This window comes from Holzapfeliella sp. JNUCC 80, assembly GCF_053667655.1.
Genome location: NZ_CM132205.1, coordinates 825,158 through 838,067 on the forward strand (window position 1 = coordinate 825,158; position 12,910 = coordinate 838,067).

The following is a 12,910-nucleotide window of genomic DNA, read 5'->3' on the forward strand; positions in this document are numbered from 1 at the left end:
AAGAGAGTCTTTTTTATTAAATATTAGCTTTTAGTTCGTCTACTTTGTCAGTTCTTTCCCAAGGAAAATCTTGATCTGGACGACCGAAGTGTCCGTAAGCAGCTGTTTTTTGATAAATTGGTTTTTTCAAATCTAACATTTTGATAATACCTGCTGGACGCAAGTCAAACACCTTACGAACAGCTTTGACTAATTGTTCATTTGAGTAGTCGCTAGTTCCATAAGGATCAATCATGATACTTACAGGTTGTGCGACACCAATTGCGTAAGCTAATTGCACTTCACATTTTGTTGCTAAACCTGAAGCAACAATATTTTTAGCGATATAACGCGCTGCATAACTAGCTGAACGGTCAACTTTTGTAGCATCTTTACCAGAAAAAGCACCACCACCATGGCGAGCATATCCACCATAAGTATCCACTATTATTTTCCTACCCGTTAATCCGGCATCTCCTTTAGGTCCACCCAAAACAAAGCGACCACTAGGATTAATAATATATTTGGTTTCTTCATCTAAATAATTTGCTGGAATAACTTCAGAAACAACTTTCATCATTTCTGATTTTATTTCCTCATTTGTGACTTGTTCACTATGCTGTACACTTAGAACTACTGTGTCTACTCGTACAGGTTTATTGTTTGCATCATACTCAACAGTTACTTGAGCTTTAGCATCTGGTCTTAAAAATGATAACTCATTGGTTTTTCTCTTTTGAGAAATTTTTCGCATCAGTTGATGAGCTAATGAAATTGGTAATGGCATCAATTCAGGTGTTTCGTCAACCGCAAATCCAAACATTAGCCCTTGATCTCCAGCACCAATTTGATCGAATTCGTCTTTATCAGCTTTGTTTTCACGAACTTCTAAAGAGTCGTTTACACCACCAGCAATATCTGGTGATTGTTCATCAATATTGATTAAAACTGCACAGTTTTCACCATCAAAACCTAGACTTGGATCATTGTATCCAATTTCTTTGATTTTGTTACGTACAACACTTTGAATATCAACATAAGCGGTCGTACTAATTTCACCAACTACTAAAACTAAACCAGTTGTTACAGTTGTTTCACAAGCAACTCTGGCATTTTCATCTTGTTCTAGTAAAGCATCCAAAATAGCATCTGAAATTTGATCAGCAACTTTATCTGGATGTCCTTCAGAAACAGACTCAGACGTAAATAAATATTTTTCCATTTTTATTTCCCCCTTCGATTCGGTTACAAGGCATATCTAGTACTTAACTAGATCCTATCGGGAACACAAGTAAGAATCAACAGTAATTAAAATTTGTTATAAAAAAAGACCAGCTTATAGCTGATCTTTTTTACGGTCCCAACCGGATTTGAACCGGTGATCTCCTGCGTGACAGGCAGGCGTGATAACCCCTACACCATGGGACCTAAGTTATGGAGGATACAGGGATCGAACCTGTGACCCCCTGCTTGTAAGGCAGATGCTCTCCCAGCTGAGCTAATCCTCCGAAGTGACCCGTACGGGATTTGAACCCATGATACCGCCGTGAAAGGGCGGTGTCTTAACCACTTGACCAACGGGCCATATTAAATTATATAATTACGGAGAGTAAGGGATTCGAACCCTTGATACGAGGAAAACCCGTATACATGATTTCCAATCATGCTCCTTCGGCCAGCTCGGACAACTCTCCACAATAACTCCGGTTGTCAGACTCGAACTGACGACAGCTTGATTAACAGTCAAGTGCTCTACCAACTGAGCTAAACCGGAATAAAAAAAAGCGTGGCAACGTCCTATCCTCGCAGGTAGTCACCCACCAACTACTTTCGGCGTTAAGAAGCTTAACTTCTGTGTTCGGCATGAGAACAGGTGTAACCTTCTTGCTATCGCCACCACACTTTTATTTACCTTGAGTGCTGAACACTCAAAACTGAATATGATTTATTTTCCAAAAGCCTACCGCTTAACTTGGTTAAGTCCTCGACTGATTAGTACTAATCCGCTCCATATATCGCTATACTTCCACTCTTAGCCTATCGACCTCATCATCTCTGAGGTGTCTTACTTCCTTAAAGGAATGGGAAATCTCATCTTGAGGGGGGCTTCGCACTTAGATGCTTTCAGCGCTTATCCCGTCCATACATAGCTACCCAGCGATGCCCTTGGCAGAACAACTGGTACACCAGCGGTATGTCCATCCCGGTCCTCTCGTACTAAGGACAGCTCCTCTCAAATTTCCAACGCCCGCGACGGATAGGGACCGAACTGTCTCACGACGTTCTGAACCCAGCTCGCGTGCCGCTTTAATGGGCGAACAGCCCAACCCTTGGGACCGACTACAGCCCCAGGATGCGACGAGCCGACATCGAGGTGCCAAACCTCCCCGTCGATGTGAACTCTTGGGGGAGATAAGCCTGTTATCCCCAGGGTAGCTTTTATCCGTTGAGTGATGGCCCTTCCATACGGTACCACCAGATCACTAAGCCCGACTTTCGTCCCTGCTCGACTTGTAAGTCTCGCAGTCAAGCTCCCTTATACCTTTACACTCTGCGAATGATTTCCAACCATTCTGAGGGAACCTTTGGGCGCCTCCGTTACACTTTAGGAGGCGACCGCCCCAGTCAAACTGCCCACCTGACACTGTCCTCTACCAAGATAATTGGCAAAAGTTAGAGGATTCATAAAACAAGGGTAGTATCCCAACAATGTCTCCATGAAAACTAGCGTTCTCACTTCATCGACTCCTACCTATCCTGTACATGTTTCACAAATACTCAATATCAAGCTACAGTAAAGCTCCATGGGGTCTTTCCGTCCTGTCGCGGGTAACCAGCATCTTCACTGGTAATATAATTTCACCGAGTCTCTCGTTGAGACAGTGCCCAAATCATTGCGCCTTTCGTGCGGGTCGGAACTTACCCGACAAGGAATTTCGCTACCTTAGGACCGTTATAGTTACGGCCGCCGTTTACTGGGGCTTCAATTCAAACCTTCGCTTACGCTAAGCTCTCCTCTTAACCTTCCAGCACCGGGCAGGCGTCAGCCCCTATACGTCATCTTTCGATTTAGCAGAGACCTGTGTTTTTGATAAACAGTTGTTTGGGCCTATTCACTGCGGCTGATTTAAAATCAGCACCCCTTCTCCCGAAGTTACGGGGTCATTTTGCCGAGTTCCTTAACGAGAGTTCGCTCGCTCACCTTAGGATTCTCTCCTCGACTACCTGTGTCGGTTTGCGGTACGGGCACAATACATCTAACTAGAAGCTTTTCTCGGCAGTGTGACATCAACGACTTCGCTACTATAATTTCGCTCCCCATCACAACTCATCCGTATAATTATAAGCATTTGACTCATAATAAAACTTGTTGCTTGGACGTGCTCTTCCATTCGCACATTCGTTTAGCCTGCTGCGTCCCTCCATTGTTCAAACAATGCATTATAGTACAGGAATATCAACCTGTTTTCCATCGATTACGCCTTTCGGCCTCATCTTAGGTCCCGACTAACCCTGGGAGGACGAGCCTTCCCCAGGAAACCTTAGTCTTTCGGCGGATAGGATTCTCACCTATCTTTCGCTACTCATACCGGCATTCTCACTTCTAAGCGCTCCAGCAGTCCTTACGATCTACCTTCTTCGCCCTTAGAACGCTCTCCTACCACGTGTTATAAATAACACATCCACAGTTTCGGTATTATGCTTAGCCCCGGTACATTTTCGGCGCAGCGTCACTCGACTAGTGAGCTATTACGCACTCTTTAAATGAATGGCTGCTTCTAAGCCAACATCCTAGTTGTCTACGCAATGCCACATCCTTTTCCACTTAGCATAAATTTTGGGACCTTAACTGGTGATCTGGGCTGTTTCCCTTTCGACTACGGATCTTATCACTCATAGTCTGACTCCTGGATATAGATCAATGGCATTCGGAGTTTATCTGAATTCAGTAACCCTTGACGGGCCCCTAGTCCAAACAGTGCTCTACCTCCACGATCCTTTACTCCAAGGCTAGCCCTAAAGCTATTTCGGAGAGAACCAGCTATCTCCAAGTTCGTTTGGAATTTCACCGCTATCCACACCTCATCCCCGCACTTTTCAACGTACGTGGGTTCGGTCCTCCAATGCATTTTACTGCATCTTCAACCTGGACATGGATAGGTCACTTGGTTTCGGGTCTACATCATGATACTTATTCGCCCTATTCAGACTCGCTTTCGCTTCGGCTCCGTCTCTTCAACTTAACCTTGCATCATAACGTAACTCGCCGGTTCATTCTACAAAAGGCACGCCATCACCCATTAACGGGCTTTGACTACTTGTAGGCACATGGTTTCAGGATCTATTTCACTCCCCTCCCGGGGTGCTTTTCACCTTTCCCTCACGGTACTGGTTCGCTATCGGTCACTAGGGAGTATTTAGCCTTGGGAGATGGTCCTCCCGGATTCCGACTGGATTTCTCGTGTCCAGCCGTACTCAGGATACTACTTTGGTATAAACAAGATTTCAAATACAGGGCTGTCACCTTCTTTGGCTGAGCTTCCCAACTCATTCTTCTATCTTATTTAAGTCCGTTATTGTAGTCCTACAACCCCAAGAAGCAAGCTTCTTGGTTTGGGCTCTTTCCGTTTCGCTCGCCGCTACTCAGGAAATCGATTTTTCTTTCTCTTCCTGCAGGTACTGAGATGTTTCAGTTCCCCGCGTCTTCCTCCTGCATGCTATGTATTCACATACAGATACTAAGATTACTCTTAGTGGGTTCCCCCATTCGGATATCTCTGGATCAAAGCTTACTTACAACTCCCCAAAGCATTTCGGTGTTTGTCCCGTCCTTCATCGGCTCCTAGTGCCAAGGCATCCACCATGCGCCCTTTATCACTTAACCTGTGATTTCTCTTTAATTTACTCTTAAAAACGCGGTGTTTGATTATCTTTTCGATAACCTCGGCTTTTGGTTCTTAAATCATATTCAGTTTTCAATGTTCAACCGACAACTTTCGTTGTCTATGGAGGTTAACGGGATCGAACCGATGACCTTCTGCGTGCAAGGCAGACGCTCTCCCAGCTGAGCTAAACCCCCAGGTTTATTAACTATTTAGTTAAATGGGCCTAAATGGACTTGAACCATCGACCTCACGCTTATCAGGCGTGCGCTCTAACCAGCTGAGCTATAGGCCCAATCCATTATGCTCCATTTTGAGAGTAAACCTCTCAAAACTAAACAAAGTTTCAAATGTGTGTTTCCGTATATCCTTAGAAAGGAGGTGATCCAGCCGCAGGTTCTCCTACGGCTACCTTGTTACGACTTCACCCTAATCATTTGTCCCACCTTAGACGGTTGGCTCCAAAAGGTTACCTCACCGGCTTCGGGTGTTACAAACTCTCATGGTGTGACGGGCGGTGTGTACAAGGCCCGGGAACGTATTCACCGCAGCATGCTGATCTGCGATTACTAGCGATTCCAGCTTCATGCAGGCGAGTTGCAGCCTGCAATCCGAACTGAGGATGGTTTTAGGAGATTAGCTAAACCTCGCGGTATCGCTGCTCGTTGTACCATCCATTGTAGCACGTGTGTAGCCCAGGTCATAAGGGGCATGATGATTTGACGTCATCCCCACCTTCCTCCGGTTTGTCACCGGCAGTCTCACTAGAGTGCCCAACTTAATGCTGGCAACTAGTAATAAGGGTTGCGCTCGTTGCGGGACTTAACCCAACATCTCACGACACGAGCTGACGACAACCATGCACCACCTGTCATTTTGTCCCCGAAGGGAAAACCTAATCTCTTAGGTGGTCAAAAGATGTCAAGACCTGGTAAGGTTCTTCGCGTTGCATCGAATTAAACCACATGCTCCACCGCTTGTGCGGGCCCCCGTCAATTCCTTTGAGTTTCAACCTTGCGGTCGTACTCCCCAGGCGGAGTGCTTAATGCGTTAGCTGCAGCACTGAAGGGCGGAAACCCTCCAACACTTAGCACTCATCGTTTACGGCGTGGACTACCAGGGTATCTAATCCTGTTTGCTACCCACGCTTTCGAGCCTCAGCGTCAGTTACAGACCAGAGAGTCGCCTTCGCCACTGGTGTTCTTCCATATATCTACGCATTTCACCGCTACACATGGAGTTCCACTCTCCTCTTCTGCACTCAAGCTAATCAGTTTCTAATGCACTTCTCCGGTTAAGCCGAAGGCTTTCACATCAGACTTAATTAGCCGCCTGCGCTCGCTTTACGCCCAATAAATCCGGACAACGCTTGCCACCTACGTATTACCGCGGCTGCTGGCACGTAGTTAGCCGTGGCTTTCTGGTTAGTTACCGTCAAATAATAAACAGTTACTCTTACTATCTTTCTTCTCTAACAACAGAGTTTTACGAGCCGAAACCCTTCTTCACTCACGCGGCGTTGCTCCATCAGACTTTCGTCCATTGTGGAAGATTCCCTACTGCTGCCTCCCGTAGGAGTTTGGGCCGTGTCTCAGTCCCAATGTGGCCGATCACCCTCTCAGGTCGGCTACGTATCATCGCCTTGGTAAGCCATTACCTTACCAACTAGCTAATACGCCGCAGGTCCATCCTAAAGTGATAGCCGAAACCATCTTTTAAATAAGAAACATTCGATTCTTATTGTTATGCGGTATTAGCATCTGTTTCCAAATGTTATCCCCCGCTTTAGGGTAGGTTACCCACGTGTTACTCACCCGTCCGCCACTCGTTTGGATTCTTAGTCAAGTAGTGCAAGCACTACCATCATAAGAGCAAACTCGTTCGACTTGCATGTATTAGGCACGCCGCCAGCGTTCGTCCTGAGCCAGGATCAAACTCTCATTTTAGATTGTTTGACTTGCTCTTTTTAAAACTTACTAGCGAATTGACTTCGCTCATTGCTTGGGGTTAATTACCCCCACACATTTATGCGAAACTTTGTTCAGTTTTCAAAGGTCTACTTTGTTTAACAACTTCTCTATTATATCAAAGCTGATAACCAGTGTCAAGAATTTTTTAAATTATTTTTTTCTTATAAAAGAATAATTTGTTTGTTCAACTTGACGACTTAATTAATATACCATGTTCTCTTTTGCTTTGCAACTCTTTTTTGAAATCTTTTTGATTTCATTTGAGTTGCTTAGCTGTCGCTTTTCAACGACAAATAATATCTTACCAGCTATCACTTCGTTTGACAAGGGTTATTTTGAAAATCTTTTCAAAGCTTGATAAACCCAAGGATTAATCTCTTCTGCAATCGTTGAAAAGCCTAAGTCAACGCGATAATCAGTCCAGTAGTGCTTGCGCTTACGACGTGTTACCTCATTAGCATCTTGCAATACTCTAACGGATAAACTAATCTGTCTAGAATACTCATCAATGTCAATAATCACTGCTTTTATGACTTTACCTACTTTAAAAGCATCCTCTAAGTTTGTTACAAATCCCTGTTTGCATTCTGAAATATGAATGAGTCCTTGCTTGTTATTACCTAAATCAACAAATACCCCGTAAGGTTGAATCCCATTTACTTTTCCTTCAACAATTTGACCTATTTTAAAATCCATTTGTACAATTCCTTTCTTTACATTAATATCATGACAGATGTAATCTTATATTGGAAGACTAATTTATAAATAAGGTGTGTATATATGATGACTAATTATGATGTTGCAATCATTGGTGGCGGACCAGTGGGTATGTTCGCTGCCTCTTTTTCAGCTCTACATGGAGCTAAACCCATTATACTTGAAAGTTTATCTGAAATTGGCGGGCAACCAAAAATGATTTATCCCGAAAAAGATATCACAGACATCGCTGGTTTCAGCAAGATTTCTGGCGAAAAAATCACCCAACAATTACTAGAACAAGTGCAATCTTATGATGTTGCTATTCAAACTAATTTCAAAGTTTCTACTATAGAAAGAGCCGACTCTTACATCTTAAAAAGTGAGCAAGGCGAATCCGTAAAAGCTAAGTCCATTATAATTGCTACAGGTAATGGCTCTTTCAACCCCAAGAAACTGCCTATCAAAATCAAAGACACTACTATTGAAGACAAAATTCATTATACTGTCTCTGAGATTGAAAAATTCACTGATAAAACCATTGCTGTTTTTGGTGGAGGCGACTCTGCAATTGACTGGGCTAATATGATTTCTGAGGTTGCTAAAAAAGTCTATGTCGTTCACAGACGTGATAGTTTTAGAGCGATGGCTTATAATGTTGACCAACTAAAAGCAAAGGAAAACGTTGAGTTTGTTACACCGTTTTTACCAAAAGATGTTGAACTAACCTCGACCAGTCAACTCGACTTCACTTTGAAACAACTCAAGCCTCAAACAGATCCTTACCATCTTATCTGTGACAACGCTATTGTTAGCTATGGTTTCAATACCACTAACCAGCTGCTTTCAGCTATTGACGTTGATACCGAAAGAGGCTTCATCTGTGTCGATGAAACAATGCAAACTAATCTACCGCACGTCTTTGCCATTGGTGACAGTATCACCCGCCCTGGCCACCTCCCATTAATCACACTTGGATTTGGCGAAGCACAAGTTGCCGTCACAACACTAATGAAAGACTTATTTACAGATAATAATATGGCTGTTCACTCAACCAGCTTAAACAAACCGCAATAACTCTCTTCATTAAAAACTGGTATACTAAGACAAGAAAACTAACATCTTAAGGAGTCCTTTATGCAACTGATTGATTTTATTTTACACATTGACCATCATTTGGTTAATGTGGTGAACAGTCTTGGCATCTATAGTTATGTCATTTTGTTCTTAATTATTTTTATTGAAACCGGATTGGTCGTCTTCCCTTTCTTACCGGGAGACTCATTGATTTTTGCCGCAGCCGCAATGTGTGCCAACCCAAAATATTCACTCAACATTTTCATCTGTTACCTCATTTTCATTGTTGCAGCCGTACTTGGTGATAGCTTAAATTATGAAATTGGCCGTTGGTCGAGTGAAAAAAGTGAAAAGAGTCAATTTTTAAATCGATTTATCAATAAAGATAAGCGACTAGCTGCCGAACACTTTTTTGAAAAGCATGGTGGCAAGACCATTTTACTAGCTCGTTTTATTCCTTTTATCAGAACGTTCGTTCCTTTCGTTTCAGGAGCAAGTAAAATGTCTTATCCTCACTTCATATTTTACAATGTCATAGGTGGTGTTTTGTGGATTTCATTATTCTCAATTCTGGGCTATTTCTTCGGAAATATTCCACAAGTTCAAGACCACTTTTCACTTATTGTTATTGCGATTGTACTTATTTCCATTCTACCTATTGTTTTTATCTATTTCAAAAACAAAACAAAAAAAGCCTAACTCATCTGAGTGGGGCTTTTTTCTTTAGGGTAAACCATAATTGTACTTCATAAATTAACAGACCAATTGCAAATGTTGCCGCAAAGAATGTTTCTGGCAACACATTGATTATCGGATCTGTAGCTGGATCAAATAACCAGTCCTTATTGCTAAACAATGTCTCGTGAAAAATGATAAAAAAGCTATCAAAGTTAAGGACCGCAAAAGGCACCACAATCAATGGAACAATCATACCCAAAATTAACACACTTTTAGATAATAATTTATCTTTTAGTATCCATCGATAAAAAATACCTAGCACAATGAAAACGCCTAGTGCCAGTAAAAATAAAACTTTCACATCTGCAAAATGTTGTGCCCCATTAACCGAAGTCGGAAAATCAGACATCTTCAGCACGTTTTGAAACGGCCAAAGCAAATAAATCATCAATTGGGTGTAGTTACCCATAATTGTTTCAGCACTGAAACTGGTGATTTTGGTAATGTCTGTTGTCTTCAAAAACACATACAACAATGGAAAACTTGCAACAATAGCAAGTACCACAGCAGATGCTAATGAAAAAACAATAGCATACAAGCTTTTTAGCCAACTCTTTACTGACACCATATTAAACTTCCCATTCAGACAAGGAATTAACAATATGTGTTGGTTTGTCTTTAACTGCTGCAATTTGTTCAGGTGTTGATACACCTGTGTAAACCAAGATAGTATCCAGATGACTATTAATTCCTGACATGATATCAGTCTTATAGTTATCACCGACAACGGCAACATCTGACTTATCCAATTGCAATTGCTTCATTGCTAAATCGACAATAATTTTTTCTGGTTTTCCCATTACAACTGGCTTTTGCCCCGTAGCTGTTTCTACCATTTTCAAAATTGTACCTGCTCCAGGAATTAGCCCTTCATGACTTGGTAAATTAGTATCGGCATTTGTTCCAATAAATTTAGCACCGTTTGAGATTAATAATGTCGCTTTTTTGACTTTGTTGTAAGTTAAATCTTGATCCATTCCAACAACAACATAATCAGGTGAGATTGGATCATAAATGCATCCCGAATCTAACAATGAACGGTAAAGTCCCACTTCACCAATAATATAAACATGTGGATTTTCAATACCTTGGTCATGAATGTATTCAGCTGTTGCCATACTTGGTGTATAAATGTGAGTCACATCTGTCTTAACACCGTGCTTAGCTAATTTATCGACTACCATTTGTGGTGTACGGGTTGAATTGTTAGTCAAAAAGATATGTGGAATATTTTTTTCTTGCAGGCGTTCAACAAACTCTTTTCCTGCTTCAATCGTTTCATTCCCACGGTAGATTGTGCCATCTAAGTCAATTAAATATCCTTTATAAGTTTGGATCATAGTCGTTCTCTCTTTCTTAATACAAAGTTTTTTTGAGGTTGCGTCTTTTTATTCTTAGTTCGGTAGAACTTGGATTGCTTAACTTTTAGCTTTTGCTTAACAATTCCTGTTTTTTCCAAAACAAAGTAAGCTGCACCTGGATTAACATACTCCATTAAATAGTCTTCAATTGTATTGGCATATTGATCAAGATGCGCACGTCTTTTCTTTCCAACAAAGAAGCCTTTAAAACGTAACTTATCATCTGCAATATCGCCGACAATATAATCATATTTCAACAAGAAAGGGTCAAAGCGTTCCTTCAATAGCTCAACATCTAACGCATCATTATAATTCATTGTAATATCGTAAATCGCGTCTTCTATCTTCAATTTGTCATCTGATTGACGTTCGACTCTAGCTAATTTGTGATAACGCTGTTTAACTTTCTCTTTTTCTTTTTCGTCTTTCAAATTATCACCACTTATTCTTTTATAGGATAGGTTTCTTTCAAGTAATGGTTAACGCTGTCGCGTAAGAACTCAGGAAATAAAAATTCAACATCACCCGTAATTTCAATTGTTGGGAAAAATGGAATAAAGAAGTAATGATCAACTGTGGTTAATGTGTATACCTTACCCAAGTCTATTGGCTGTCCGTTGACAAACACCTGTTTAGTAGCAGCATCATATTCAATACCTAGATATTTAATATCACCAAATATTTTTCCTCTAAATCCCATTCCTCTCATTGGATAATGAGATAAGAACAGACGCATTTTTTCCATTTCACGAATTAATCGCCATAAATTATACCCGCTTAACTTCACACGAATCAAGTGCATTGGATGTGGCAATGATTGATGTAAATCATCATAAGTTATCACACCTGGGTTGAAAGGCGTAACTGCTAGTCCTGAATTCAAGATGGCTAAATCAGTTCCCGCTTGTTTAGCCACACTTTTTAGTAAAACTTGGTAAGTTTGTTCTGCATCTTCAAATTTTTGAGGTAATTCTGCTACTTTTTCTTTTTGTAGCTGTTCATGCCCTTTTGTTAACCAGCCTTGTATTTGAGCGTCATCGCTTGGATTTTCAGGTAAACTCTCAGTTGGAATTGTTTTAGCTGTTATATTTGATACAGTGCCATCATCGGCAAAAGTTAGCTGAACATCCCCAATATTTTGCCCATACTTACCTGCTGCTGCAAGCATTGTCTGATTAACTTGTTCTCCTTGAGGAAGTAAGTGATGCGTATGTGAACCTAGAATTAAATCAAGCTCAGGATAAGCTTTAGCCAACCTTCTATCTGTTGGCAAACCTAGATGACTAAGCAAAATAATAGCAGACACTTTTTGCGCCTTTAGTTCAGCAATAACTCCAGGTAGCACTTCATCAACTTCTTTAATTGACCAGCCATTAGGACCATAGGTTAAAGGATAACAGGCTGTCATCCCAATAATACCAATTTTGTGGTGGGCATTTGTTTCCATAATCTTATAAGGTTGTGCAAATTTTGGTCGTTCACCATTTTTTTGATATAAATTATCTAAGACCACGTCAAATTTTGCTTCATCAAATAAATGTTGCAACTGCTCATGACTATTACCGATACCTTCATTGTTACCAATTGTCACAGCATCATAGTTTGCTTCATTCATCAAATCGATATTAATTTGACCATCTGTTGCTTCCGTTAAGGGATGCCACTTGTCCATAAAGTCACCAATATCAAACAATAGCAAATCTGGATTTTGACTTCTAGCATTTGCAATGTATCTTGATAATTTAGGCCACTCCTCAAAATGAGAATGTAAATCGTTTGTATGTAATATTCTAATGTTTTCCAAAACTTGTCACACCTTTCATTGCTTAATATTGTTAGATCTTAATACCGTTTCAAAAGCCTCCTTGATTTTTCCTTCAGGTTTTTTCCATTCTTCAAACTCAGTCAGTTCAGGTTCAGGAAAAGTATAATTGTCATTGATGTATTGTTCATAAGTCACCAAGCTAGGTGATCTTGGAATATTGAGTTGCACAATTCTTACTTCTTTAATCAAGTTCTTAATGGCTGCTTTTTCAGCGCGACCATTCATCATGATATTAGCAATTTCATAATATTTGGAACCATCATTTCGAGTAATTTGCTCAATCAAATCAAAATACTGGTATGCTTGCATAATAATCTCTTTCTTTTATGAGTTTTAACTATCTGATATATGTCTAGTTTATCATAATCTATTTTTAATACA

Annotated in this window: 9 protein-coding genes, 7 tRNA genes, 3 rRNA genes and 1 riboswitch; of the genes, 2 read left to right on the forward strand and 17 right to left on the reverse strand. The window is 40.9% G+C overall.

Annotated elements, in window-relative coordinates; all coding sequences use genetic code 11:
• Window positions 1-16: 16 nt before the first annotated feature.
• The 12 genes from metK to JNUCC80_RS04210 all read right to left on the reverse strand — a co-directional run bounded on the left by metK (window position 17) and on the right by JNUCC80_RS04210 (window position 7,528).
• Entirely contained in the window at window positions 17-1,201 is a 1,185-nt protein-coding gene (gene metK, locus JNUCC80_RS04155; protein ID WP_454152663.1) for a methionine adenosyltransferase, read from the reverse strand.
• Window positions 1,199-1,279, reverse strand: a riboswitch (SMK box riboswitch). It overlaps the preceding gene by 3 nt.
• A 55-nt stretch (window positions 1,280-1,334) precedes the next feature.
• Window positions 1,335-1,407 (reverse strand) — tRNA-Asp (locus JNUCC80_RS04160).
• A 7-nt stretch (window positions 1,408-1,414) separates the two neighbouring features.
• Window positions 1,415-1,487: transfer RNA gene (locus JNUCC80_RS04165), tRNA-Val, on the reverse strand.
• A gap of 4 nt (window positions 1,488-1,491) precedes the next feature.
• Window positions 1,492-1,563, reverse strand: a tRNA-Glu gene (locus JNUCC80_RS04170).
• A 19-nt stretch (window positions 1,564-1,582) separates the two neighbouring features.
• A tRNA-Ser gene (locus tag JNUCC80_RS04175) sits at window positions 1,583-1,673 on the reverse strand.
• A 7-nt stretch (window positions 1,674-1,680) separates the two neighbouring features.
• Window positions 1,681-1,753, reverse strand: a tRNA-Asn gene (locus tag JNUCC80_RS04180).
• Between the two features lie 10 nt (window positions 1,754-1,763).
• Window positions 1,764-1,880 (reverse strand): 5S ribosomal RNA (gene rrf / locus JNUCC80_RS04185).
• A 71-nt stretch (window positions 1,881-1,951) separates the two neighbouring features.
• Window positions 1,952-4,864: ribosomal RNA gene (locus JNUCC80_RS04190) — 23S ribosomal RNA — on the reverse strand.
• A gap of 122 nt (window positions 4,865-4,986) precedes the next feature.
• Window positions 4,987-5,059: transfer RNA gene (locus tag JNUCC80_RS04195), tRNA-Ala, on the reverse strand.
• Between the two features lie 24 nt (window positions 5,060-5,083).
• Window positions 5,084-5,157 (reverse strand) — tRNA-Ile (locus JNUCC80_RS04200).
• Window positions 5,158-5,236: 79 nt separating this feature from the next.
• Window positions 5,237-6,808 (reverse strand): 16S ribosomal RNA (locus tag JNUCC80_RS04205).
• Together the 16S, 23S and 5S rRNA genes with 7 tRNA genes alongside form the textbook arrangement of a ribosomal RNA operon.
• Window positions 6,809-7,162: 354 nt before the next feature.
• Window positions 7,163-7,528, reverse strand: a complete 366-nt coding sequence (locus JNUCC80_RS04210) for a CvfD/Ygs/GSP13 family RNA-binding post-transcriptional regulator (RefSeq protein ID WP_454152664.1) — start codon at window positions 7,526-7,528, stop codon at window positions 7,163-7,165.
• Window positions 7,529-7,615: 87 nt separating this feature from the next.
• Between JNUCC80_RS04210 and JNUCC80_RS04215 the strand changes: the two genes are divergently transcribed.
• Together JNUCC80_RS04215 and JNUCC80_RS04220 are read left to right on the forward strand one after the other, a co-directional pair.
• Window positions 7,616-8,605, forward strand: coding sequence for an NAD(P)/FAD-dependent oxidoreductase (locus JNUCC80_RS04215; protein WP_454152665.1), 990 nt, complete (start codon window positions 7,616-7,618; stop codon window positions 8,603-8,605).
• Between the two features lie 60 nt (window positions 8,606-8,665).
• Window positions 8,666-9,304 (forward strand): VTT domain-containing protein, encoded by a 639-nt coding sequence (locus tag JNUCC80_RS04220; RefSeq protein WP_056974401.1) that lies wholly within the window; start codon window positions 8,666-8,668, stop codon window positions 9,302-9,304.
• A 1-nt stretch (window position 9,305) separates the two neighbouring features.
• Here JNUCC80_RS04220 and JNUCC80_RS04225 read toward each other — a convergent pair whose 3' ends face one another.
• Genes JNUCC80_RS04225 through JNUCC80_RS04245 form a run of 5 tightly spaced genes read right to left on the reverse strand, consistent with a single transcriptional unit; the run spans window position 9,306 to window position 12,841 of the window.
• Entirely contained in the window at window positions 9,306-9,911 is a 606-nt protein-coding gene (locus JNUCC80_RS04225; protein ID WP_454152666.1) for a TIGR01906 family membrane protein, read from the reverse strand.
• Between the two features lies 1 nt (window position 9,912).
• Window positions 9,913-10,683, reverse strand: a complete 771-nt coding sequence (locus tag JNUCC80_RS04230) for a TIGR01457 family HAD-type hydrolase (RefSeq protein ID WP_454152667.1) — start codon at window positions 10,681-10,683, stop codon at window positions 9,913-9,915.
• On the reverse strand, window positions 10,680-11,135 hold the full coding sequence (locus JNUCC80_RS04235) for a YutD family protein (RefSeq protein WP_454152668.1): 456 nt from the start codon (window positions 11,133-11,135) through the stop codon (window positions 10,680-10,682). The genes JNUCC80_RS04230 and JNUCC80_RS04235 overlap by 4 nt, the downstream gene beginning before the upstream one ends.
• 11 nt (window positions 11,136-11,146) lie before the next feature.
• Complete coding sequence (locus tag JNUCC80_RS04240) at window positions 11,147-12,508, reverse strand: bifunctional metallophosphatase/5'-nucleotidase (protein WP_454152669.1); 1,362 nt, start codon at window positions 12,506-12,508, stop codon at window positions 11,147-11,149.
• 15 nt (window positions 12,509-12,523) lie between these two features.
• Entirely contained in the window at window positions 12,524-12,841 is a 318-nt protein-coding gene (locus tag JNUCC80_RS04245) for a hypothetical protein (protein WP_454153352.1), read from the reverse strand.
• Window positions 12,842-12,910: the final 69 nt, after the last annotated feature.